This is a genomic window from Nitrospirillum guanabarense (assembly GCF_034653355.1).
In the GTDB taxonomy this organism is placed as follows: Bacteria; Pseudomonadota; Alphaproteobacteria; order Azospirillales; family Azospirillaceae; genus Nitrospirillum.
The window spans coordinates 373,643-397,168 of sequence record NZ_JAYEER010000001.1; the positions used below are offsets into that span (position 1 = coordinate 373,643).

At 69.7% G+C, this 23,526-nt stretch carries 22 protein-coding genes and 1 pseudogene; 13 read left to right on the forward strand and 10 right to left on the reverse strand.

Going from position 1 to position 23,526, the window contains the following annotated elements:
- From hutG to UAA55_RS01510, 12 genes and pseudogenes are all read left to right on the forward strand, one after another.
- Positions 1-825, forward strand: coding sequence for an N-formylglutamate deformylase (gene hutG, locus UAA55_RS01460; protein ID WP_322950889.1), 825 nt, complete (start codon positions 1-3; stop codon positions 823-825).
- Positions 822-2,489, forward strand: a complete 1,668-nt coding sequence (gene hutU, locus UAA55_RS01465; RefSeq protein WP_322950890.1) for a urocanate hydratase — start codon at positions 822-824, stop codon at positions 2,487-2,489. Before hutG ends, hutU begins: the two co-directional genes overlap by 4 nt.
- Positions 2,486-2,887 carry a HutD/Ves family protein gene (locus tag UAA55_RS01470; protein ID WP_322950891.1) on the forward strand — a complete coding sequence of 134 codons (402 nt, stop codon included), beginning with the start codon at positions 2,486-2,488 and terminating at the stop codon, positions 2,885-2,887. The genes hutU and UAA55_RS01470 overlap by 4 nt, the downstream gene beginning before the upstream one ends.
- Positions 2,888-2,910: 23 nt before the next feature.
- On the forward strand, positions 2,911-3,072 hold the full coding sequence (locus UAA55_RS01475) for a hypothetical protein (RefSeq protein WP_322950892.1): 162 nt from the start codon (positions 2,911-2,913) through the stop codon (positions 3,070-3,072).
- A 91-nt stretch (positions 3,073-3,163) separates the two neighbouring features.
- Complete coding sequence (locus UAA55_RS01480) at positions 3,164-3,970, forward strand: transporter substrate-binding domain-containing protein (RefSeq protein WP_322951912.1); 807 nt, start codon at positions 3,164-3,166, stop codon at positions 3,968-3,970.
- On the forward strand, positions 3,967-4,677 hold the full coding sequence (locus tag UAA55_RS01485; protein ID WP_322950893.1) for an ABC transporter permease: 711 nt from the start codon (positions 3,967-3,969) through the stop codon (positions 4,675-4,677). The genes UAA55_RS01480 and UAA55_RS01485 overlap by 4 nt, the downstream gene beginning before the upstream one ends.
- 5 nt (positions 4,678-4,682) lie before the next feature.
- Positions 4,683-5,294: pseudogene (locus tag UAA55_RS31150) on the forward strand (ABC transporter permease); the annotation flags it as partial.
- 115 nt (positions 5,295-5,409) lie between these two features.
- Positions 5,410-6,180, forward strand: a complete 771-nt coding sequence (locus tag UAA55_RS01490; RefSeq protein WP_322950894.1) for an amino acid ABC transporter ATP-binding protein — start codon at positions 5,410-5,412, stop codon at positions 6,178-6,180.
- A gap of 147 nt (positions 6,181-6,327) precedes the next feature.
- The gene (locus UAA55_RS01495) at positions 6,328-7,797 is read left to right on the forward strand and encodes a sensor histidine kinase (protein WP_322950895.1); all 1,470 of its coding nucleotides are present in this window, start codon (positions 6,328-6,330) and stop codon (positions 7,795-7,797) included.
- A complete protein-coding gene (locus UAA55_RS01500; protein ID WP_322950896.1) occupies positions 7,782-9,161 on the forward strand; it encodes a sigma-54-dependent transcriptional regulator in 1,380 nt (459 codons plus the stop codon). Before UAA55_RS01495 ends, UAA55_RS01500 begins: the two co-directional genes overlap by 16 nt.
- Before the next feature lie 89 nt (positions 9,162-9,250).
- Positions 9,251-9,940 (forward strand): hypothetical protein, encoded by a 690-nt coding sequence (locus UAA55_RS01505; protein ID WP_322950897.1) that lies wholly within the window; start codon positions 9,251-9,253, stop codon positions 9,938-9,940.
- Positions 9,941-9,962: 22 nt separating this feature from the next.
- Positions 9,963-11,213 carry an MFS transporter gene (locus UAA55_RS01510; RefSeq protein ID WP_322950898.1) on the forward strand — a complete coding sequence of 417 codons (1,251 nt, stop codon included), beginning with the start codon at positions 9,963-9,965 and terminating at the stop codon, positions 11,211-11,213.
- Between the two features lie 75 nt (positions 11,214-11,288).
- On the opposite strand, the gene UAA55_RS01515 is transcribed toward UAA55_RS01510, so the two are convergent.
- A complete protein-coding gene (locus UAA55_RS01515) occupies positions 11,289-11,777 on the reverse strand; it encodes a MarR family winged helix-turn-helix transcriptional regulator (RefSeq protein ID WP_322950899.1) in 489 nt (162 codons plus the stop codon).
- Positions 11,778-11,897: 120 nt separating this feature from the next.
- On the opposite strand from UAA55_RS01515, the gene UAA55_RS01520 reads away from it, so the two are divergent.
- Positions 11,898-13,385: a S41 family peptidase gene (locus tag UAA55_RS01520; protein WP_322950900.1), complete on the forward strand. Its 1,488-nt coding sequence runs from the start codon at positions 11,898-11,900 to the stop codon at positions 13,383-13,385.
- A 30-nt stretch (positions 13,386-13,415) separates the two neighbouring features.
- On the opposite strand, the gene hypF is transcribed toward UAA55_RS01520, so the two are convergent.
- Genes hypF through UAA55_RS01565 form a run of 9 tightly spaced genes read right to left on the reverse strand, consistent with a single transcriptional unit; the run spans position 13,416 to position 23,524 of the window.
- Positions 13,416-15,773 (reverse strand): carbamoyltransferase HypF, encoded by a 2,358-nt coding sequence (gene hypF, locus UAA55_RS01525; protein ID WP_322950901.1) that lies wholly within the window; start codon positions 15,771-15,773, stop codon positions 13,416-13,418.
- Positions 15,773-17,227 (reverse strand): nickel-dependent hydrogenase large subunit, encoded by a 1,455-nt coding sequence (locus tag UAA55_RS01530; protein WP_322950902.1) that lies wholly within the window; start codon positions 17,225-17,227, stop codon positions 15,773-15,775. The genes hypF and UAA55_RS01530 overlap by 1 nt, the downstream gene beginning before the upstream one ends.
- On the reverse strand, positions 17,224-17,679 hold the full coding sequence (locus UAA55_RS01535; RefSeq protein WP_322950903.1) for a hypothetical protein: 456 nt from the start codon (positions 17,677-17,679) through the stop codon (positions 17,224-17,226). The genes UAA55_RS01530 and UAA55_RS01535 overlap by 4 nt, the downstream gene beginning before the upstream one ends.
- Positions 17,676-18,248: an NADH-quinone oxidoreductase subunit B family protein gene (locus tag UAA55_RS01540; RefSeq protein ID WP_322950904.1), complete on the reverse strand. Its 573-nt coding sequence runs from the start codon at positions 18,246-18,248 to the stop codon at positions 17,676-17,678. Before UAA55_RS01540 ends, UAA55_RS01535 begins: the two co-directional genes overlap by 4 nt.
- Positions 18,232-19,581, reverse strand: coding sequence for a sensor histidine kinase (locus UAA55_RS01545; RefSeq protein ID WP_322950905.1), 1,350 nt, complete (start codon positions 19,579-19,581; stop codon positions 18,232-18,234). Before UAA55_RS01545 ends, UAA55_RS01540 begins: the two co-directional genes overlap by 17 nt.
- 3 nt (positions 19,582-19,584) lie before the next feature.
- Positions 19,585-21,075 carry a sigma-54-dependent transcriptional regulator gene (locus UAA55_RS01550; protein ID WP_322950906.1) on the reverse strand — a complete coding sequence of 497 codons (1,491 nt, stop codon included), beginning with the start codon at positions 21,073-21,075 and terminating at the stop codon, positions 19,585-19,587.
- A gap of 12 nt (positions 21,076-21,087) precedes the next feature.
- Positions 21,088-22,116, reverse strand: coding sequence for a hydrogenase expression/formation protein HypE (gene hypE, locus UAA55_RS01555; RefSeq protein ID WP_322950907.1), 1,029 nt, complete (start codon positions 22,114-22,116; stop codon positions 21,088-21,090).
- Positions 22,113-23,255: a hydrogenase formation protein HypD gene (gene hypD, locus UAA55_RS01560; protein WP_322950908.1), complete on the reverse strand. Its 1,143-nt coding sequence runs from the start codon at positions 23,253-23,255 to the stop codon at positions 22,113-22,115. Before hypD ends, hypE begins: the two co-directional genes overlap by 4 nt.
- Positions 23,252-23,524 (reverse strand): HypC/HybG/HupF family hydrogenase formation chaperone, encoded by a 273-nt coding sequence (locus UAA55_RS01565; protein ID WP_322950909.1) that lies wholly within the window; start codon positions 23,522-23,524, stop codon positions 23,252-23,254. The genes hypD and UAA55_RS01565 overlap by 4 nt, the downstream gene beginning before the upstream one ends.
- Positions 23,525-23,526: the final 2 nt, after the last annotated feature.

The following is a 23,526-nucleotide window of genomic DNA, read 5'->3' on the forward strand; positions in this document are numbered from 1 at the left end:
ATGGTGGACTGGCTGGACATCCATCGCGGCGACGCGCCGCTGGTCGTGACCTTCCCCCATACGGGCACCGACATCCCGGACGCGTTGCTGGGGCGTTTCGTGTCGCCCTGGCTGGCGCGCAAGGACGCCGACTGGTGGATAGACCGGCTGTACGCCTTCGCCGCCGACTTGGGCGCCACCACCATCCGCACGCGGCTGTCGCGCAGCGTCATCGACGTCAACCGCGATCCGTCCGGCGCGTCGCTGTACCCGGGCCAGGCGACCACCGACCTCTGCCCCCTCACCACCTTCGACGGTGAGCCGCTTTATGGCGGGATGCCCCCCGACACCGCCGAGATCGCCGCGCGCCGGGCTGCCTGCTTCGATCCCTACCACGCCGCCATCCAGGCGGAGCTGGCGCGGCTGCGGCGGCGGCATGGGGCGGTGGTCCTGTACGACGCCCATTCCATCCGCAGCGTCATTCCGCGCCTGTTCGACGGCCCGCTGCCGCAGTTCAACATCGGCACCAACGGCGGCGTCACCTGCGACGCGGCCCTGGCGATCGCCGTCCACGACCGCTGCGCCGCCAGCGGCCACAGCCATGTGCTGAACGGGCGGTTCAAGGGCGGCTGGACGACCCGCCATTACGGCCGCCCCGCCGACGGCATCCACGCCATCCAGATGGAACTGGCCATCCGCGGTTACCTCGCCGAACCGGCGAAGCCCGACCCCGGCGCCTGGCCGTCGCCCTTCGATCCTGAATACGCCCGGCCCCTCGTCGCGGTCCTGGCCGGCATCCTCGACGACTGCCTCGCTTTCGCTCACGCCTTGGGAAGGACTTCATGAGCCGCATCGACAACACCCGCGTCATCCGCCCCGCCACCGGCACCCAGCGTTCCGCCAAGAGCTGGCTGACCGAAGCGGCGCTGCGCATGCTGATGAACAACCTGCACCCCGACGTGGCGGAGCGCCCGGAGGAGCTGGTGGTCTACGGTGGCATCGGCCGCGCCGCCCGCGACTGGCAGAGCTACGATCGGATCGTGGAGACGCTGACGCGGCTGGAGGCCGACCAGACCCTGCTGGTCCAGTCCGGCAAGCCGGTGGGCGTCTTCCGCACCCACCCCGACGCCCCGCGCGTGCTGATCGCCAACAGCAACCTGGTGCCCAAATGGGCGAATTGGGAGCATTTCCATGAGCTGGACCGCAAGGGCCTGGCCATGTACGGGCAGATGACGGCCGGTTCCTGGATCTACATCGGGTCCCAGGGCATCGTGCAGGGCACCTACGAGACCTTCGTCGAGATGGGCCGCCAGCACTATGCCGGCGACCTGTCGGGCCGCTGGCTGCTGACCGCCGGCCTGGGCGGCATGGGCGGGGCGCAGCCGCTGGCCGCCGTCATGGCCGGTGCCTCGTGCCTGGCCATCGAATGCCAGCGCAGCCGTATCGAGATGCGCCTGCGCACCGGCTATCTGGACCACGCCGCCGAGACCATCGACGAGGCGATGGCGATCATCGAGCGGGCCTGCGCCGAGAAGACGGCGGTCTCCGTCGGCCTGCTGGGCAACGCCGCCGAACTGCTGCCCGAACTGTTCCGGCGGGGCATCCGCCCCGACCTGCTGACCGACCAGACGTCCGCCCACGATCCCGTCAACGGCTACCTGCCCGCCGGTTGGACGGTCGCCGAATGGGTGGAGCGGCGGGAGCGGGAACCCCAGGCCGTGGCCGCCGCCGCGCGCGCCAGCATGGCGGTCCACGTCCAGGCCATGCTGGACTTCCAGGCGGCGGGGGTGCCCACCGTCGATTACGGCAACAACATCCGCCAGGTGGCGAAGGACGAAGGCGTGGCCAACGCCTTCGACTTCCCCGGTTTCGTGCCCGCCTACATCCGCCCCCTGTTCTGCCGTGGCGTCGGCCCGTTCCGCTGGGCCGCCCTGTCGGGCGATCCCGAGGACATCTACAAGACCGACGCCAAGGTGAAGGAGCTGATGCCGGACAACCCGCACCTGCACCGCTGGCTGGATATGGCCCGGGAGAAGATCCGGTTCCAGGGGCTGCCCGCCCGTATCTGCTGGGTGGGGCTGGGCGACCGGCACCGGCTGGGCCTGGCCTTCAATGAGATGGTGGCCAAGGGCGAGCTGAAGGCGCCGGTCGTCATCGGCCGCGACCATCTGGACAGCGGCAGCGTCGCCAGCCCCAACCGCGAGACGGAGGCGATGAAGGACGGGACCGACGCCGTGTCGGACTGGCCCCTGCTGAACGCCCTGCTGAACACCGCCTCCGGCGCCACCTGGGTGTCGCTGCACCATGGCGGCGGCGTGGGCATGGGGTATTCGCAGCACAGCGGCATGGTCATCGTCGCCGACGGCACGCCCGAGGCGGCCAAGCGCCTGGAACGCGTGCTGTGGAACGACCCGGCGACCGGCGTCATGCGCCACGCCGACGCCGGCTACGACATCGCCCAGGACTGCGCCCGCGCCATGGGCCTCGACCTACCCGGCATCCTGGGATGAGCGGTGTCAGGCCGCTGCCGGCGGCGGAACGGACGGCCAGCCCGTGGAAGAACGGCGGCGGCGTGACCCGCGAGGTCGCCCGCCAGGACGACGGCGCCGGCGATTTCCTCTGGCGCGTCAGCATCGCGGAGGTGCGGCAGGCGGGACCCTTTTCCCACTTCGCCGACACCGATCGCGTGCTGGCCGTCCTGGAGGGCCGCCTGCTGCTGGACTTCGGTGGTGGCGCGGCCCCCGTGACGGTGACGCCGGAGACGGCGGCCCACCCCTTCCCCGGCGACGTGCCGGTGTCGGGAACGCCGGACGGCGGGCCGGTCATCGACCTGAATCTCATGGTCCGCCGTGGCCGGGCGCGCGGCGCGCAGCGCCGGCTGCCCCCGGGACCGCCACCCTGCCGCTGACCCCGGCCGCCACCCACCTGCTGGTGGCGACCGGGGCGGCGGAGGTGGCGCACGGCGGCGGCATCCATGTCCTGGGCCCGCTGGACGCGCTGCTGGTCAACGCGGGAACGGCGGCGTCCATCACGGTGCGGGCGACGGCGGCCTACTGGCTGATCGAGATCGTCCCGTCGACGGAGCGGCCATGAGCGGAACCCTGCGCGGCGCCGTCTTCGGGCTTGCGGTCCTGCTGTCACAGGGGACCGCGCGGGCGGCGGACTTGCCCCCCGGGCCGTCGTCATCGGGACGGAAGGGGCGTTCCCACCCTGGAACATGACCCGGCCCGACGGCAGCCTCATCGGCTTCGAGCCGGATTTGCTGCAGGTGCTCTGCCAACGGGCCAACCTGCAATGCCGACTGGTGGCCCAGGATTGGGACGGCATGATCGGCGCGCTGCAGGCCCACAAGATCGACGTCATCGCCGACGCGCTGCAGATCACGCCGGCCCGTAAGGCCGTCCTGGCCTTCTCCCTGCCCTATGCCATCACCACCGGTGTCTTCGTCACCCAGAAGGACGGCCCGCTGGCCCGCATGGCCAACCGCGGCCTGGTGCTGGACCTGGACGCCAGCCCGGCCCCGGAGCGCCAGGCCGGGGCGCTGGCGGCCCTGCGCGAGGAGCTGCGCGGCAAGACCCTGGGCGTCGCCATTTCCAGCACCTATGACGCCTTTCTGGACAAGTACCTGGCCGGCGTCATCACCATCAAATCCTACCGCACCATGGGGGAACGGGATCTCGACCTGCTGAACGGCCGTATCGACGTCACGCTGGACGACACCACCTACCTGCGGCCCCTGCTGGCCGCGCCCGACGCGCAAGACCTAGTCCTGGTAGGCCCCGAACTGATCGGCGGGGAGCTGGGCGCCGGCGAGGGTTTCGGCCTGCGCCAGGACGACACCGCCCTGGCGGAGCGATTGAACGCGGCCATTCGCGCCGCCATCGCGGACGGCACGGTCAAGCGGCTGAGCCTGAAATGGTTCAAGGCCGACGCCACACCCGACCTGGGGCCCGACTCCGCTTCAACGCCCTCCAGGACTCCCAAGCCATGATGGACGATCTCGCGCTCCTCGGCTTCGGTCCGGACGGCTGGGCGCCCCTGCTGCTGAAGGGCTGCCTGCTCACCCTGGCGGTGTCCGCCGCCTCCATGGCCATCGGCACGGCGCTGGGCGTCCTGCTGGCCTGGGCGCGGCTGAAGGGGCCGCGCTGGCTGCGGCGCACGGCGCTGGTCTACGGCGTGATCCTGCGCGGGGTGCCGGAGCTGCTGGTCATCCTGCTGCTGTATTTCGGCCTGCCCTCGCTCATCCTGTCGCTGTCGGAGACCTTGGGCTGGGAGGCGCCGGGCCTGCCGCCGCCCTTCCTGATCGGCAGCGTGTCGGTCGGCCTGGTGTCGGCGGCCTATCAGGCCGAGATCTTCCGGGGCGGCGTCGGCGCCATCCCCCGGGGCCAGTTCGAGGCGGCGCGGGCCATGGGCTTCAGCGACCTCATGTGCTTCCACCGCATCGTGCTGCCGCAGGTGGCGCGCATCGTCCTGCCCGCCCTGGGCAATGTCTGGCAGTTCAACCTGAAGGACAGCGCCCTCATCGCCGTGACGGGGCTCAGCGAGCTGATGCGCACCAGCCTGGTGGCGGCCGGGTCGACCCGCCATCCCTTCCTGTTCTTCGGTGTGGCCATGGCGCTCTACCTGGCGCTCACCACCCTTTCCAGCACGGCATTCTACTACGGCGGCCGGCATTCCAGCCGGTGGGACAGGGGCTGACGGCGATGGGGGAATATCTGACGTTCATCGGGTCCGTCACCGCGCAACTGGCGCGCGCCGTGCCGGTGACCCTGCTGATCCTGGCGGTTTCCGGGGTCTGCGCCACGGTGCTGGCCACCGGCCTCACAGTCCTGTCGGTGGCGCGGTCGCCGCTGCCGCGGCTGATCCAGAAGGCGTGGACCTTCCTGTTCCGGGGGACGCCGCTGATCCTGCAGATCTTCATGATCTACTACGGCTTCGCCATGATTCCCTGGATACGCCACGGCATTCTCTGGACGGCGTTCCGCGACCCCGTGTTCTGCACCTGCCTGGCCATGACCTGCTGTTGCTCCGCCTATATCGGCGAGATCTTCCGCGGGGCGCTGGCCGCCGTGCCGCGCGGCGAGATCGAGGCCGGCCGCGCCTGCGGCATGACCGGATTCATGCTGCTGCGGCGGGTGATCGCGCCGTCGCTGATCCGCATCGCCCTGCCCAGCTATTCCAATGAAATCATCATGATGACCAAGTCGACCTCGCTGGCCAGCACCATCACGGTGCTGGACATCACCGGCGTGGCGCAACAGGTCATCGCCCACAGCTACCGCACCCTGGACGTGTTCTGCGCGGCGGCGGCGCTGTACCTGCTGATCAACGCGACCCTGTCGACTCTGCTGACGGCGCTGGAACGCCGGCTGGACGTCGACCGCGCCCCCACCCCGCTCGCCCCCCTCCGCTCACCCTGGAGCCGCTGTCATGACCGTGCCGCCACCCGTCCTGACCGCCACCAACATCCGCAAGTCCTTCGGCCACCGGGAAGTGCTGGCCGGCGTCTCGCTGGAGGCGCGGGAGGGGGAGGTCATCGCCATCCTGGGAGGCAGCGGCTCGGGCAAGAGCACCTTCCTGCGTTGCCTCAACCTGCTGGAAGTACCCGACGAAGGCCAGATCGTGATCGGCGACGTGCAGGCCCCATTGGCGCGGGACCGCCATGGCCGCCTGGCGGTTTCCGATGGCCGCATAGCCGCCCGCCTGCGGGCGCGGACGGCCATGGTCTTCCAGGGTTTCAACCTCTGGCCCCATCTGACGGTGCTGCAGAACGTCATGGAGGCCCCCCTGCGCGTCCACCGGCGAAACCGGGAAGAGGTTCTCGCCACCGCGCGATCGCTGCTGGAACGGGTCGGCATGGCCGACTTTCACGCGGCCTACCCCAAGCGCCTTTCCGGCGGGCAGCAACAGCGGGTGGCCATCGCCCGCGCCTTGGCGACGGACCCGAAGCTGATCCTGTTCGATGAGCCGACGTCCGCCCTGGATCCGGAACGGGTGCGCGAGGTGCTGGCCCTGATGCGGTCACTGGCGGAGGAAGGCCGGACCATGATCGTCGTGACCCACGAAATGGCGTTCGCGCGTGATGTCTCCAGCCGGGTGGTGCACCTGATGAACGGGCGCGTCGAGTCCAGCGGCCCGCCCGCCCACATGTTCGGGCCCGACGCATCCGCCGCGTTCCAAAGCTTTCTCTCCCCTGCCTGAACGGACGGGCAGTCGCCCACCTGCCTCCTCGGCCGCAACCATGCGGCACTGGGGAAGGCTGACGCGACTGGCTTTTCCAAGGCCCCACCCTATTTCTCGTTCACGCGCCGACGAGGGCGTTCGTCCATCTGCCAAGCGGCCAGACCCGTGTTCCAGTCCCTCCGTACCCGCCTGGTTGTCCTGCTTTCCATCGTGGTCATCGCCGCCTTCGCGATCGGCGTCCTGATGACGGGACTTTTCCAGCGCTCGGCGGCGGCACTGGTTGGACAAGGCGAGGCGGAGGCCGGCCAGGCGTGCGAGGCCCAAGCCGGCGCCTTCCGGTTCTACGCCAGCGGATGGCGGGGCCACGCGGCGTCAATGGACCCGATGACCATCCGCGACGGACTGGAACCGGTGGTGCGGAGCGCCCTGCGCGACCGCCCCGGCATCGAGGGAGGGATATGGCAGGAAGATGCTGGATCGCTGGCCTATTCGTACCCCACCTATGAAGGCGCCGGCCCCAAGACCGACCTGCCCCAGGCGGAAATCGCCCGGATCAAGGCGATCAACCAGGCGGCCGCCAGCGAGGGTCACCTCGTCAGCGCGCGCTACCGGGCATCGACCGAGGTCCTGATCCTCGCCGCCTGCCCGTTGCCAGGTCCCCTGCCCGGACTGACAGCCTGGACCATGACACGGGTGCGTACCCTGGGGGGCCATGGCTACCAGCAGCTCATGACCGGCCTGGGGCTGCTTCTCGTCATCGTGCTGGCCGCCGTCGTGCTGCTGACCCAACTGACCATGACGTGGTCGCGGCACATAACGCGCATCGAGACGATGCTCGCCACGCACGACGTCAACGATCTTCCCGTGCTGCCGCCGACCGGGGAACGGGAACTGGATCGTATCGTCCGCGCGCTCAATGAAGCCGGGGAGCGGCTGGCGACGGCGCGGCGGCGGGCGGAAAGCATGGCGCGGGAGGTTGCGACCAGCCAGCGCCTCGCCGCCATCGGTCGGATCACGGCCGGCTTGGCCCATGAGATCCGCAACCCCATCGCCGCGATGAAACTGAAGGCGGAAAACGCCCTGGCCGGTGATACGGCCCGCAAGGAGCAGGCGCTGGGTGCCATTCTTGAACAGATAGATCGGCTGGACACCCTGCTTCACCGGCTTCTGAGCGTCACCGAGCAGGATACGCCGGTTCGCCGGCAGGTGCCCCTGGAGGATTTCCTCGACCGCATCGTCCGGCGGCATGCCGACGTCGCCGCCGCCCGGGGCGTCGCGTTGGAGAGCGAAGCCGCCACGGCGCACGCCGGCTTCGATCCCGGCCAAGTGGAGCGCGCGCTGGACAACCTGATCCTGAACGCCCTGCAGGCGGCGCCCAGGGACAGCACCGTGCATGTCCGGGCACGCCTGACCGGTGACCGCCTGATCCTGGCGGTGGAGGACAGCGGCGCCGGGCCGCCGCCCCACCTGCGCGACGAGCTTTTCGAACCCTTCGTCACGGGCCGCGCCGACGGCACGGGCCTGGGTCTGTCCATTGTCCGGGAAATCGCGGCCGCCCACGATGGCGTCGCCCGGTTCCATCACACCGATGGCGCAACCACATTCGAGATCGTGCTCCCATGGCGACCGTGCTGATTGTCGACGACGACGCGGCCTTGCGCGACGCGCTTGGCGAGGTGGTGGCCGATTGTGGCCACACCCCCCGTTCCGCCCCCTCGGGGGAGGTCGCCTTGGCGATGCTGGCGAACGAGACTGTCGACGCCATGATCCTGGACCTGCGCATGCCGGGCCTGGACGGGCTGGAGGTCCTGCGACGCGTACGCGCCCATTCCGCATCGTTGCCGGTCACCGTGCTGACGGCGCACGCCTCGGCGGCCAACACCATCGAGGCCATGCGCCGGGGCGCTTTCGATCATCTGACGAAGCCGGTGGGCCGTGCGGAACTGGCGCGAGTGGTACGGGATATGCTGGCCCTGAACCAGGGCCGAACCATCCCGAGGGAAAAGCCGGCCGCCCAGCCGGAAGGCCTGATCGGCGTCAGCGAAGCGATGCGGGCCGTTCAAAAGACCATCGGCATGCTGGCCGACAGCGACGCCACCGTGCTGATCACGGGGGAGACGGGCACCGGCAAGGAGGTCGTGGCCCGCGCCATCCACGACCATGGCAACCGGGCCACCCTGCCCTTCGTGGCGGTCAACTGCGCCGCCATTCCGTCGGAACTGATGGAGAGCGAGCTTTTCGGCCATGTGAAGGGCGCCTTCACCGGCGCCACCGCCGACAGGATGGGCGCCTTCCGCCAGGCCGCCGGCGGCACGTTGTTCCTGGATGAGATCGGCGACATGGATATCGCCCTGCAGGCGAAAATCCTGCGGGCCCTGCAAGAGCGGGCCATCACCCCGATCGGGGGCAAGCCTTCACCGATGGATGCGCGGGTGGTGGCCGCCACGCACCACGACCTGCGCCAACGTGTCAGGGAGGGCGGCTTCAGGGAGGACCTGTTCTACCGGCTGCATGTCATCCCCATCCACCTGCCGCCCTTACGGGAACGGCGGGCGGACATTCTGCCCTTGGCCGAGGCTTTTCTCGCCCGAGCCGGAACCAAGGTGCTGAACGCCGACGCCGCGGCCCGGCTGGTGGCCCATGATTGGCTGGGCAATGTCCGGGAATTGCGCAACGTCATGGAGCGCGTGGCTGTCCTGGTTCGCGGCCCCGTCGTCACCGCGCGCGACATCGATTTCCTTGGCCGGTCGGACCATCCGCGACCTGCTGGCGGGCCAGCGGACCCGTTGGACGAGGATCTGCCCGCAGCCGTGGCCAAGCTGGAGACCACGATGATCCGCCACGCCTTGGACCGGTGTGCCGGCAATCGCACGGAAGCGGCACGCCTGCTGGGTATCCATCGCCCCCTGCTGTACGCCAAAATGAAGCGCTACGGCATCGAAGCGTCCGAAGAGCGAACGGCCACCGTCCCGAATTCGGACGCCGCGGAGGGCGCATGAGGCCGCGAACCCGCGGCCAGCCTTGATGTCTTCCATGGCACGGCCTTTGCCGAACACCTCCTGGTTCCCATAACCAGGAGTAGAGGCTCATGCCAACCCTTCGGAACGTCGGCCTTCTGGCAGGTACGGCCCTGTTGGCCGTTCAAGCCGCCAGTCACGCGCAGGTGGCGCCCCCCGCCTGGACGCCCGCTCCGGCACCGCTCTATGACGCGGCGCAACTCCCGGCGGTTCGGGGCGTGGTCCGCCAATTCACGCAGACACCCCGGGGCGACATCGATGGCCTGATCCTCGCGGACGGCACCGAGGTGAAGACGCCTCCACACCTGTCCTGCGAGATCGCCTACACCATCCGTCCCGGCAACACGGTGGTCGTGCACGGCCTGCGGGCGGTGGCGCTGCCCCTGGTGCGCGCGATGTCGATAACCAATGAGGCGACGAAGATCACCATCAGCGATGACGGACCCGGCCCAGGCCGCCGGCTGGACGCCACGGACGGTGCGCCGACCCTGTCAAGCGGCCGGGTGCGCATGCCGTTGCATGGACCGGAGGGCGAAATCGACGGCGCGCTGCTGGAGGACGGCACCGTGCTGCGGCTGCCACCCGACGCCTACCGCGCCGCCGCGGAGCTTAAACCCGGCCAGACCGTGTTCGCCGAGGGGCCCGTCCTCACCACCCCGTTCGGCCGGGTGGTCGACGTGAGCGCCATAGGAACCGGGCGGGACCGCCTGGAACCAATCGCCCCGCCGCCGCCGGCACCACCCCCGCCGCCGCGGCCATGACGGCTCCATCCCGGGTCCCCTGATGACGTTGAACCTCCCGCCGCTCAAAAAACCGAATGCCCTGGATGCGCTTAATTTCCTGCTCGCCGACGTGCGGGGGGCCTTGGGACCGTTCCTCAACGTCTTCCTGGTGACGCAGCAGGGGTGGAGCCAATCGGCCGTCGGTGTGGTGGCGATGGTGGGCGGCTTGCTTGGCCTGCTCGCCCAGGGACCGGCTGGCGCGCTCATCGACACCGTGCGCGCCAAGCGCGAACTGGTGGCCGGGGGCCTTGCCATACTGGCCGTCGGCAGCCTGGTCATCTTCGCGGTCCCGACTTTCTGGCCTGTCATGGTGGCCAACGCCACGCTAGCGGTGGTGGGTGACATTTTCGGGCCGGCGGTGGCGGCGCTGACCCTGGGCCTGTACGCGCGGTCCCAGCTGGCCGGGCGCATGGGCCGCAACGGCGCTTTCGACCATGCTGGCAATGTCTTCATCGCCGTCGTCGCCGGGGTCATCGGCCGCCTTTTCGGCCAGCGGGCCATTTTCCTCCTCGGGCCCGTCTTCGCCCTGCTTGCGATCGGGGCCGTCCTGTCCATTCCGGCGGGAGGAATTGATCATGATCGTGCCGGGAGGCATGACCAGCCGTCCCGAGGGCGGCGCCAAGCGCATCTGTCCGCCTTCATCCGGTGCCGGCCGCTCATGATCTTCGCCGGCTGCGGGTTGCTGTTCCACTTCGCCAACGCCCCGCTGCTTCCCCTGGTGGGCCAGAAACTGGCCAGCGCGAACCCGGAGTGGGCGACCGCGATGATGTCGTCCTGCATCATCGCCGCCCAGCTGGTCATGCTGCCCATGGCGCTGTTCGCCGGCCATTACGCGCGGAAATGGGGGCGTAAGCCCGTCTTGCTCATCGCGTTCACCATCCTGCCGGTTCGGGCCTGCCTCTATATCGTTTCCGACAACCCGGCTTGGCTTATCGGCGTCCAGCTTCTGGACGGGATCGGTGCCGGCCTGATCGGGGTCCTGACGCCGCTGGTCGTCTCCGACCTGACGCGCGCGACCGGTCACTACAACCTGGCCCTGGGCCTTGTCATGTCCGCCCAAGGCGTGGGCGGGGCGATCAGCGGGCTGGCGGCGGGCGCCGTCGTCGACAGGCTCGGCTATCCGCCGGCGTTCCTGGGCCCGGGGCTTGCCGCCGGCATCGCGGTTGTGGCGTTGCTGGCGTTTTTTCCGGAAACCGGCGCCCCGCCCGCATCGCCTCAGGCAGGCCAACCTGATGTGATCGGACTCTCCTGAACGGACGCGGTTCGATTTGTTCGCCGCCGCGAGCCTACCGCGATCCTCGCCAGCCCAGACGCCGCGGCGGCGATGTCAGCGCCCCTCACCCATCACCCGCCACAACCGCTCATATAATGACGACCGCGCCAGCGCCGCGTCCAGGCGATCCAGCGTGGTGATGACGCCCGCCGCTTCCGCGTCCAATTCCATGGCCACCACGTCCATGGCCGCCCACACCGGTTCCAACCGGGCATAGAGCGCCCGCCCCTGCGCCGACAGGTCGATGCGGCGGCTGCGCGCGTCGCGCGGATCGTCCTGGGTTTCGATCAACCCCGCCGCCTCCATCGACCGCCGCGTCTGGCTGACGGACGGCTGACTGATACCCAGGGCGCGCGCCAACTCGCTGACGGAGGCCGCCCCACCTTCCATCAACTGTTCCATCACGCCCCACCAGCGCTGCTCGAACGCCACGCCGAATTCGGCATAGACGCGCCGCGCGTCCTCATCGATGCGTTCGGTCAGCCGCCGCAACCGCCCACCCAAGGCGAGCGGGCCGCGCCGGCGCATGTGGTCCGTGGTCATGAGCATCGCCTCCTTGCACATACATAGGCGCCTAACTATTATCTGCATAGGCGCCTAACAAGTATCGGGGCGCGGGCCAAAAGGCCAGAACGGGAAAGTGGGAACAGGAAAGGACAAGGGATGATGAAGCGGGCCTGCGCGCGCACCATTGGCTGTTTCATTCTCGGCATGGCGATGGCCTGCGCGACGGCAACGGCCCAAATTTCGCCGGAACCGACCTACCCCGCTGCCGACGTCCGCGCCGACATGGATACGCTGTACCGGCGCCTGCAGGCGGACGCCTTCGACCTCTACGCCTTCACGCCCAAGGCCGACATGGACCGGTTGCACCGGCAACTGAGGACCGATATCACGACGCCACTGACACGCGCCCAAGCCGAAGCGCGACTGGAACTGCTGGCCGCCGCCGCCCACCAGGGCCACACCCGGGTGGAGGGCGTGTACGCCACCTGGGCCGCCTATCAGAAAGCGGGTGGGCTGGCCTTCCCCTTGGCCGTGCGGATCAAGGAAGGGCGGATATACATCGCCCGCAATCTCAGCGACAGGGCGCAACTGGCGCCCGGCGACCAGATCCTGGCCATCGATGGCGTGCCGGTCACCACATGGCTGACACGCCTGCGCCGCCACATCTCCGCCGAAACTCCGGCGCTGGCGGACAGCATCCTGGAATATGACTTTCCCCTGTATCTATGGGTCGCAACCGGTGCCAGGCCGGCCTTCAAGGTGATAGTGAAGCCGGCCGGCGCATCGGTGCCCGACACCGTCACACTGACGGCGCGGACCAAGGTGGACATGGCCTCGACCAGCCAGTCCCGTCCCCCCGCGCTGGATCTGGCGCAGCCGTTGCGCGACGCCCGGGTGCTGGCCAATGGCGTCGGTTATCTGCGGCCGGGTCCCTTTTACAACGAGGCTGCGAAAACCGGCGCGGATGAGTGGGACGTGGCCAGCTTCCGCACCTTCATCGACGGCGCCTTCCGCAGCTTCAAGGCCCAGGGCGTCACCCGGTTGATCATCGACCTGCGCGGCAATCCCGGCGGCGACAGCCTGTTCAGCGACGTCATGGTCTCCTGGTTCGCCACTCGGCCCTACCAGTTCTTCTCATCTTTCCGGATACGGGTCAGCGCCGATGCCGTGGCCGCCAACCGAAACCGCATCGCGCGGGACGCTGTGGCGGCTGGCGCCATCTCGCAACGCTTCGCCGATTTGTACGCCACGGCCACGCCGGGCGACGTCATTGCCCTGACCTTGCCCGACAGCCAGCCCAACAGGGAGGAGCGTTTCACGGGCAAGGTGTACGCCCTGGTCAACCGCCAGACCTACTCCAATGCCGTGGCGGTGGCCGCAACCATCCAAGATTACGGCTTCGGCCGGATCCTGGGCGAACCGACCACCGACATGGCGACGGCTTTTGGCGCCATGGAGCGGTTCACGCTGCCCGCCACCGGCATCACGGTCGGCTTCCCCAAGGCCCACATCATACGGCCCAACGGCGATACCCGTGCCCGTGGGGTGACACCTGACATCGCCATCCCCTTCCCCATCGTGGAGACGCCGGACGACCCGGTGCTGCAACACGCCATCCGGATCGCCGCAGCGGACGCGCCTTAACGGAAGTGTCGTCGATCGCGAGGCCCAGCGCTACCTGGCTTTCGGCCGTGATGTGCATGCTGCCGGCGTTGGAATGGATGTGCCCAGGGCGGCCAACACGGCCTGGCCCAGCGCCAAGCCGCCATCGTTGGCCGGCACCCGGGCGTGCGTCACGGGCCGGCAGCCAACGGCACGCAGGCGGGCCTGCAGTTCGTGCAGGATGATGCGGTTCTGCAGGACACCGCCCGACAGCGCCACAATGGTTCCAATACCGGCCCCCAGGCGCGCCGCCGCCGAGGCCATGGCCTCGGCAAAACCCAGATGGAAGCGGGCGGCGACCAGCCCCGGGGCCTCTCCGACACGAAGGTCGGCCAGCAGCGCCTCCCACATCGGAAGCCACCCGATCACCACGGGGTCACCCCCGCCAAGCGCCACCGGATAGGACCGGGCCGCCGCCATGTGGGGGCGCGCGAGGGCTTCCAGCGCCATCGCGGCCTGGGCCTCGTGCCCGATGCGCGCGGGGTGGATGCCCAGCGCCGCCGCGACCGCGTCGAACAGCCGGCCGGCCGAGGAACAGGGCGGCGTGTTGGTGCCTGTTTCCAGCATGCGTTCCAGCACCGCCACCTGCGCGTCAGGCGGCAGATGGTGTCGCACGGGCGCGGCCCGGGTCCGCCAGGCATCGCCAAAGGCCAGGCGCAGTTGGGCCACCAGGTTGCGCCACGGCTCACGCATCGCGGCCGCTCCGCCGGCCAGGGCCGCGGGGGCGATGTGGGCGGCGCGGGTCACGCCGTGGTACCCTCCCCGCAGGATCTCGCCCCCCCACAGCGTTCCGTCACCGCCCAGGCCCAGGCCGTCCAGGATCAGGCCGAAGGCCCCTTCCCCACCATCGCCCACCCCGATGCCGGCGTCAGCCAGGCAGGCGGCCATATGCGCATGATGGTGCCCCACGCGGACCAGCCGCGCGCCACATTCCCGGGCGAGCGCGGCGCCCAGCGTGGTCGACAGATAGTCGGGGTGGGCGTCGACCGCGACCACCGCCGGGGTGAAGTCGAATAGCTCGCGGTAAAGGCGCAGCATCGCGCCATAGTCATCGAGGGCGGCGGCGTTCTCCAGATCGCCGATGTGCTGGGACAGGATGGCCTGGCCGTCCCGCAGCAGGCAGAAGGTCGCCTTCAGCTCACCCCCCATGGCCAAGGTGGGCGGCAGGCCGTCGAAGCCCGGGGGCAGGGGCAGCGGCGCCGGGGCATAGCCCCGCGCCCGCCGCAGGATGACGGGCGCCCCCCGGGTGGCGGCGACGACGCTGTCATCCAGGCGGTTGAGGATGGCCCGGTCGTGCATCAGCCAGGCATCGGCCAGTCCGGCCAAGCGACCGCGCGCATCCTCATTGCTGATGACCTGCGGCTCATCCGACCGGTTGCCCGACGTCATCACCAGGGGTCCGTCCATGCGCGCCATCAACAGATGATGCAGGGGCGTGTACGGCAGCATGACGCCCAGATGATCCTGGCCGGGCGCCAACCCGTCCGGAAGGGGCGCGCCATCGGGTCGCCTGGCTAGCAGCACGATGGGTGCCGCGGGCGATTGCAACAGGGCGCATGTCGCGTCGTCCAGCCGGCAATACCGCCCGATCTCATCCACTGAGCGGGCCATCACCGCGAAGGGCTTGGCATCGCGCGCCTTGCGCCGCCGCAATTCCATCACCGTGGTGGAACTGGTGGCGTCACAGACCAGATGAAAGCCGCCGATGCCCTTCACGGCGACGATACCGCCGGCGCGCAGCAGCGCCGCCGCCGCGTCCAGCGGATCCGTTCCCGCCACCGGGGCGGGCTCCAGCCAAAGCCGGGGACCGCAGGCGGGACAAGCCGTCGGCTGGGCATGGAAGCGGCGGTCGGCGGGGTCCGCGTATTCGGCGGCGCACGCCGGGCACATCGGAAATGCCGCCATGGCCGTGTTGGCGCGGTCGTAGGGGATGGCGCTCACGATGGACAGGCGGGGCCCGCAATGGGTGCAGTTGCCAAAGGCGTAGCCCCGGCGCCGGTCGGCGGGGTCGAACAGCTCCGCCCGGCAGGCGGGGCAGGTGGCGGCATCCGGCACGATACCCGTCCGCGCCGTTCCGGCGACGCTGGCGGCGATGATGAAGCCGCCAGGCGGTGGGCCGCCATGGGGCGCGACCTCGATGGCGTCGATACGCGCCAGGGGCGGCGCCTCGCCGCGCAGGCGGTCCTGGAATCTGTCCAGCGCCGCCGGGGCCCCCCAAGCATGGATGATCACGCCGTCGCCGTCATTGGCGACATCGCCGGCAATATCCAATGCCTGCGCCAACCGCCAGACGTGGGGCCGGAAGCCCACCCCCTGGACCAGGCCCCGCACGCGGATATGGCGGCCCGCCATGGCGCCGGTGGTCCCCATCAATGCACCGTGCAGACCATGCAGGGGTCGAAGGAGCGGACGATGTGCTGCACGGCCACCGGTTCCGCCTCCCCTTCCCGAACCGGGGCGCCGCGCAGCGCCTGCTCCAGCGGTCCCGGCGTGCCAGCGGCGTCGCGGGGGGAGAAGTTCCAGGTGGTGGGGGCGATGATCTGGTAATTGGTGATACGGCCCCCCTCCAGATCGACCCAGTGGCCCAGCGACCCCCGGGCCGCCTCCGTCAGCCCGGCCCCCTCACCCGCCGTCGGCAAGGGCGTATGATCGATGAAGGGCGCCGCCGGATCGATGGCGCGCACCCAGCGTTCCATGGCCATGGCGACCAGGGCGACCTCCAGCACGCGCGCCACCACCCGTGCCTCGACCGTCGCACCGTCCCGCGCCACCAAGTCGCGCGGCAGCGGGTGACCGGCGACCAGTTGGCGCGACAAGGCGCCCACCTCCGCCACCTCGCCGTCCAGGCGGGGCGCCTTGCACCAGGAATAGGCGTCATCCCGCGCGGCATCGGGCGGCGCCCCCAGGTCGCGCGGCGAGCGCGGCGCGTCGTCCGGGGCAGTCCGGTACCAGGCGTGACTGACATCCTCCGTGATGCGGTCCACCGGCAGGACGCTGCCGACGCCCCGCCGGAACACGCCGCGCGGGAACAACGGCCCCTCCGCGGACGGATAGGCGCCGTAGCTCATGTGCCGCAGATCGGTGCGGCCCAAGCGGTTCAGGCCCGTCGCCTGCGACAGGATGACGAAGCGGGCGAAGTCCCCCGCCATGGCCCGTCGCTCCGCCCAGGCCAGCAAGGCGTCGCGCGTCGACAAAGCCGCCACCGCCTCCAGCCCATCGGCGAACAAGGTGCGTTCCAGGAAACGGCGGAAGGCGGCCAGCAGGGCGCCCAACCGCGCCAGTTCGGCCCGCGAGATGGCGCGCGTCGATCCACCGGGCTGGACCGCCAGGGTGTGGGGCCATTTACCCGCCAGGACGCCTAGCAGGTTCATCAGTTCCGCGCGAGCGGGCAGGAAGTCCTGCGCGGCACCGCCCCTCACCGCCGCGAACCGCGCGGCCGCGCCGGCATGCCAGGGCTCCCCCGCGTAAACGGCGCGGGCGAAGTCCGGCATGAAGAACAGGTAGAAGTGCGTCAGGTGGTCGGCGACGTTCTCGACGGCGTGGATCAGATTCACGGCCAAGCCGCCATTCGCGGGCAGCGGCACGGAACCGGTCGCCGCCAGCGCGCGCGCCGCCGCCACCGACTGCGACACGGAACAGATGCCGCAGATGCGCGGCGCGTAGACCAGCGCGTCCAGCGCCGGCTTGCCCACCAGCATGGCCTCGAACCCGCGATAGAGCGGGGAGACGACACGGGCGTCGGCCACCGCGCCGGCGCTGATGTCGAGGCGCACCTCAAGATCGCCCTCGACACGGTTGAAAGGACCGACGATCAGGCGGCTCATGCGCTGTCCTTGCGCTTGTCATGGGGAAGAAGGACCGGTGCCGGCCGCGCGGCGTTGTCGCGCAGCCGCTTGGGCGTCGCCGCCTTGGACAGGGATGCCAGCGCCACGAACCACGCCTTGGGCATGTCCGTCGGCAGGCCGATGGGTATGCCGGCCACCTTGGGTGTGACAGCGAAGGCGTGGCCCGGCTCCTCAAACCCCGGGGCCGTGCAATTGATGCATGCGTAGTTGCCGTCCAGGCAGGAGCCGCCGCCGTTCCACGGCCGGATGTTGCAGTCGGCCCGCGCCTGCGTGCCCTTGCAGCCCAAATTCTCCATCATGCAGCCCAGGTCGCCCGGCTGTTCCGCGCTGGCCTTGAACTCGTAGAACTCGTTGCGGGCGCAGCCGTGGTGGACCAGGTGGGCGGTATAGGCCAGGGGGCGCTCCCACTCGTCCAGATCCGCCCCGGTCAACGTGCCGGCGCCGATCTGCAGCAGCGTGTCGGTGAACCAGCCGGGGTGGATGGGGCAGCCGGCGATATTGATGACCGGCAGGCCCTTGGCGACCGGAACCCCGCCCCCAGCAGGCCGCCCGCCCGGGTGCCGTCATAGGCCAGGCCGCACGCCTCCACCTCGTTGCCGCCGGCGGCGGTGACACCACCGAACGCGGCGCAGCTGCCCACGGCCACGATATAGCCGGCTCGCTGGGCGATGGCGGCGATCCAGTCGCGCATGGGCTTGCCCGTCCCGGCCATCAGGTGGAAGCGGCCGGTGCCACCCGGCCCGTTGATGACAGACCCCTCCAGGCACAGGATGTCGACCGGCTGGTCGCCCGCGGCCACGGCCTCCAGGATGGCACGCGCTTCCCCGCCCGTGGCCTCGCTGAGGGACGGGTGCCACAGCAGTTCGACGTTGGCCGCCGCCAGCGCCGTCAGCAGATCCGGCTTTTCCGCCCCCAGCAGGGACAGGGTGCAGCCGCCGCAGCCGCCGGACTGCAGCCACAGCAGCCGCAGTGGGCGGGCCGGTTCAGATGCCGCGGTCATCGACCGGCACTCTCAGGGTGAAGGCGGCGCCGCCGCCCTCCGCATCGGCATGGTCCAGGCTGCCGCCCAACTTTTCCGCCATGTTGTAGCTGACATACAGACCCAGGCCGGTCCCGCTGCCTATGGGCTTGGTGGTGAAGAAGGGCTCGAAAATCTTGCTCTGGTTCTCGAGCGGGACGCCAGGCCCGTTGTCGGCGACCGTCAGGACGATCCATCCGTCCCGCTCCCCAGCCGTGATGCGGATCAGGGCGCCGTCGCGGCCCTCCACCGCGTCCACCGCGTTCTGCACCAGATTGACCAGGATCTGGTGCAGTTGGCCCTTTAGGCCCACCACCTCCAACGCGGCCGGCAACTCCAGCCGCACCTCCGGCTTGGTGCGCTGCGTCTTGATCACCCAGTCGGTCGCCGTGTGGATCAGGCGGACCAGGTTGAACGCCTCTGGCTCCTCACGCTGGTTGGAGGAGAAGCGCCGCAGATCCTGCACGATGTCGCGCACCCGCTCCGCACCCTCCAGCGTGCCGTCGACCAGGGGGCCGATGTCGGCCAGCACCTTGTCGATGCGCAGGCTGTCGCGCAGGGCCGCCAGCTCCGCCCGCGGCGTGCCGGCATCGATGGCCGCCAGATAGCCGGTGATGGCGGCGCCATAACGCTTCAGCGCGTACATGTTGCCGAACACGAAGCTGATGGGGTTGTTGAGTTCGTGGGCCACGCCGGCCACCAGCCGGCCCAGCGCCGCCATCTTTTCCGAGGTCAGCAGCTGTTGCTGGGTCTGGCGCAGCCGCTGGTGGGCCTTGTCCAGCGCACGATAGGCCCGCAGCAGTTCACCCACGGGCCGGCCAACCAGCACCATGCCGGCGAACCGACCCCGCCCATCCCGGCGGGGCGCCCCGTTCACGGACACCGCCGCCCGCTGGCCATCCGCCGCCAGCAGATGCCAGCCCTTGTCCTCGATGGCGCGCCCCTCGGCCAGACAGGCCCGGATGTCGGTATGGTCGGCGGGGTCGAACAGATCCAGCAAGGGGACCGCCAGCAAATCACCCTCCTCCCGCCCCAGGGCCACCGTCAGCGCGGCGTTGACCCGCAGCACGGCACCGGCCGCATCGCAGACGATCAGCACGTCGTTCATGGCCCCCAGGACCGAATGCATGAAGTCGCGCGCCTGCTGCAGGCGCTGGTTCTGTTCCTCCAGCGCCACCTGCGAGGCCACGAGGTCGCTGTAGACCACGTCCATGCGGCGGATGACGTCTATCCACAGCTGCTCACCCTCGCCGTCCGCATCAGCGGGCGGCAGGTCCTCAAATGGAAGCGCCGAGGTCGGATCGTGATTGCCCATGGCTCAGTTCCCCGCCGCGCGCTTGGGCGCCAGGGGATGGACGTTTTCCAGCCCATAGCGCTCCAGCTTCGCGCGCAACCCCACGCGCGACAGCCCCAGTTCCCGCGCCGCCTGGCTCTTGTTCCAGCGATGGCGGATCAGGGTTTCCCGGATGATGCGCGCCTCCATGGCGCTGACCCGTTCCCGCAGGTCGCCGGCCAGCCCGGCGATGTCGGCGAAGTCATCCTCGCGCGCGCCGCTCCGCTGAGGCTCCGCCCGCAGGATGTGCGGGGACAGCAAATCGGCCTCCAGCCGACGCCCTTCCGTGGCCCGCACCATCAGGCGCTGCACCTCGTTCTGCAGTTCGCGGACATTGCCGGGCCAGTCGTAACGGGCCAGGCACTCCAGCGCTTCCGGCGAAATTCCGGGCACGCGCTTGCCCATCTGCGCCATGGCCCGGTCCAACAGCACCTCCACCAGCATGGGCAGGTCACCCTTGCGGTCCTTCAGGTCGGGTAGGCGGATGATCATGCCGGCCAGGCGGTAGAACAGGTCGGCGCGGAAGCGCTTGGCCCGTACCTCCTCCTCCAGGTCCTTGTTGGTGGCGGCGATCACGCGCACTTCCACCTTGCGCGTGCGGGTCCCCCCCAGGGGCCGGATCTCGCCCTCCTGCAGCACACGCAGCAGCTTGACCTGGAAGGCGGGGGAAACCTCGCCAATCTCGTCCAGGAAGACGGTACCCCCGTCCGCCCGCTCGAACAGGCCGACATGGTCCTCGATGGCGCCGGTGAAGGCGCCCTTCTTGTGCCCGAACAGCTCGCTCTCCAGCAGTTCGTCGGGCAAGGCGCCGCAGTTTTCGACCACGAAGGGCTGGTTCCAGCGCAACGAGCCGTAGTGCAAGGCGCGCGCCGCCAGCTCCTTGCCCGTGCCGGAGGACCCGAACAGCAGGACCGGCACATCGAACGGCGCCACCTGGGCCAGGCTGCCGCACACGGCCTCCATGGGGCTGCCCTTGGCGCGGACGATGCCGTCATCGAAATTGTAGGCGCGGCGCAGCCTTTCCTTCCGTTCCCCCACCACGCGGGAGGCGGCGGCCGGCAGCATCTTCATCTCCACCGCCAGCAACTCGTTCTGCCGCTGCAAGGCATAGAGGCGGCAGGCGCCCTTCAACGTCAGCAGCAGGTTTTCCGGGTGCCAGGGCTTGGTGACGTATTGGAAGATGCCGGCCTGGTTGATGCCGTCGATGATGTCGTGCGCGTCGGTGTAGCCGGAGATGATCATGCGCACGACCTCGGGCCAGCGCTCCTTGACCTCCGTCAGGAATTCCACGCCGGTGCGTTCCGGCATGCGCTGGTCGCACAGCACCACCTGCACCAGATTGTCGGCCAACCGCCGCTCGGCCTCGACGGTGCTGGCGGCGGTCAGCACCTCGAAGTCCTCCTCCAGGATGCGCCGCAGCGATTCCAGGGAGCGCAGCTCGTCATCGACGATCAGGATGGTGGGAAGGTCGGCCATCGCTCCTCTCCGCTAGCAGATGCGCGGAAGCTGTTCGCCCGACAGCCAGTCGACCACGCGCTGGCCGCCGATGGCCGTCGTCATGCGGACGAGGCCGGGCTGGCCCACGGTAACATGACCGATCCGCGCCGCGTCACGGCCTTCCGCATGGTCCCGCATCACCGCCAGCAGCGTCTCCGCGTCCTCCGGCTCGCAAACGCAGACCAGCTTGCCCTCATTGGCGACGTTCAGGGGGTCCAGGCCCAGCAGTTCGCAGGCCGCCGCCACCTCCGGGCGGACCGGGATGGCCCGTTCATCCAACAGCATGCCGACATCGGCGGCCCCGGCCAGTTCGTTCAGCGTGGCGGACAGGCCGCCCCGGGTGGGGTCGCGCAAGACCGCGATACCCGGCACCGCCGCGACCATATCGGCCACCATGCGGTGCAGGGCGGCGCTGTCGGAACGGATCTCCGTGCCGAATTCCAGGCCCTGGCGCCTGGACAGGATGGCGATGCCATGGTCGCCGATGGGACCGGACAGCAGGATGGCCTGCCCCGGGCGCAACCGGCGCGGGCTGATGTCCACGGCCTCCGGAACCACGCCGATGCCGCTGGTGGTGATGAAGACGCCATCGCCCTTGCCGCGCTCCACCACCTTGGTGTCGCCCGTCGCCACCGGCACGCCGGCATCGCGGGATGCCCGCCCCATGCTGGCGGCGATGCGGTCCAGGTCCGCCAAGGGGAAACCTTCCTCGATGATGAAGGCGGCGGTCAGCGCCACCGGGCGGGCGCCGGCCATGGCCAGGTCGTTGAGCGTGCCGTGGACGGCCAGCGATCCGATGTCTCCGCCGGGGAAGAACAGGGGCGAGATGACATGGGCGTCGGTCGTCACGGCGATGCGGCCGGATCCCACATCGACGCGCGCGGCGTCGTGCCCCTGGTCCAGCAGCGGGTTCGCCAGATGACGCAGGAAGATGTCGCGGATCAGCCGCGCCATGGCCCGGCCGCCACCGCCGTGGCTCATGTCCACGCTGCCGGAAAGATCGGGAAGCGGGATCGTCATTCGGCCGCCATCTCCGCCAGGGTTTCCAGGCGCCGGTAGGTCCAGTAGGCCGCGCACGCCCCTTCGGAGGAGACCATGCAGGCGCCCATGGGGGTTTCCGGCGTGCAGGCCTTGCCGAATAGCCTGCAATCCTTGGGCTTTTTCACGCCGCGCAGGATGGCCGGGCACTCGCAGGACTTGATCTCGCGGCTCTGCTTCTCGCTGAGGGCGAAGCGCTTCTCGGCGTCAAAGGCAGCATAGTCCGCCCGAATGGCCAGCGCGCTTTCGGGAACGCTGCCCAGGCCGCGCCATTCGAAGCTGGGCCGCAGCTCGAAAACGCAATCCATCAGTTGCTGCGCCTTGGCGTTGCCGTCGCGCGTCACCACCCGGGTGTACTGGTTCTCGACCGCCACCCGGCCCTGGTTCACCTGGTGGATCAGCATCAGGACCGACTGCATCACGTCCAGCGGCTCGAAGCCCGCGATGACCACTGGCTTGGCGTAGCGGGCGGCCAGAAATTCATAAGGCCGGGAACCGATGACCGTGCTGACGTGCGACGGGCCAAGGAAACCGTCCAGGCGGGCGGCCTGGCCGGGGTCGATCTCCGGCGCCTCCAGGATGTGGCGGATGGCCGGTGGGGTCAGCACATGGTTGCAGAAGACGGAGAAATTGCCGAGCCCTTCAGCCTCCGCCTGGACGATGGCGACGGCGCTGGGCGGCGTCGTGGTTTCGAAGCCGATGCCCAGGAAAACCACCTCGCGTCCCGGGTTGGCGCGGGCGATGTCCAGCGCGTCCAGCGTCGAATAGACCATGCGGATGTCGGCGCCGTCCGCCTTGGCCTTCAGCAGCGACCGCCGCCCCGTGCCCGGCACCCGCAGCATGTCGCCATAGCTGCACAGGATCACGCCGTGCCGCTCCGCCAATTCGATGGCGTCGTCCAGGCGGCGGGCGGGAAGGATGCAGACGGGGCAGCCGGGACCGTGCACGAAACGCACGTTGGCCGGCACCAGATCCTGCACGCCGTAGCGGAAGATGGCGTGGGTGTGCCCGCCGCAGAATTCCATGAAGTTGTAGTCGCGCGCCGGGTCCGCCGCTGCGGCGATGGCGGCGGCCAGCGTGCGGGCCAGGTCCCGGTCGCGGAATTCGTCGATGTATTTCATGGCGTCACCCCCGCTATTCCCGTCATCTGGGCCATGTCCGCCACCTCGGCCTGCAGCAGCCCGGCCTCGGCCATCATGGCCAGGGTGCGCCGCGCCTCCTCCTCGCTGACGCGATGCAGGGCGTAGCCGACGTGCAGCAGCACATAGTCACCCACCGCGACCTCCTCCAGCAGCGCGGTCGAGACTTGCTTGGCGATGCCGCCAACCGAGACGCTCGCCATCGCGCCGTCATGCAGCGCCGTCACCAGCGCGGGTATGGCCAGGCACATGG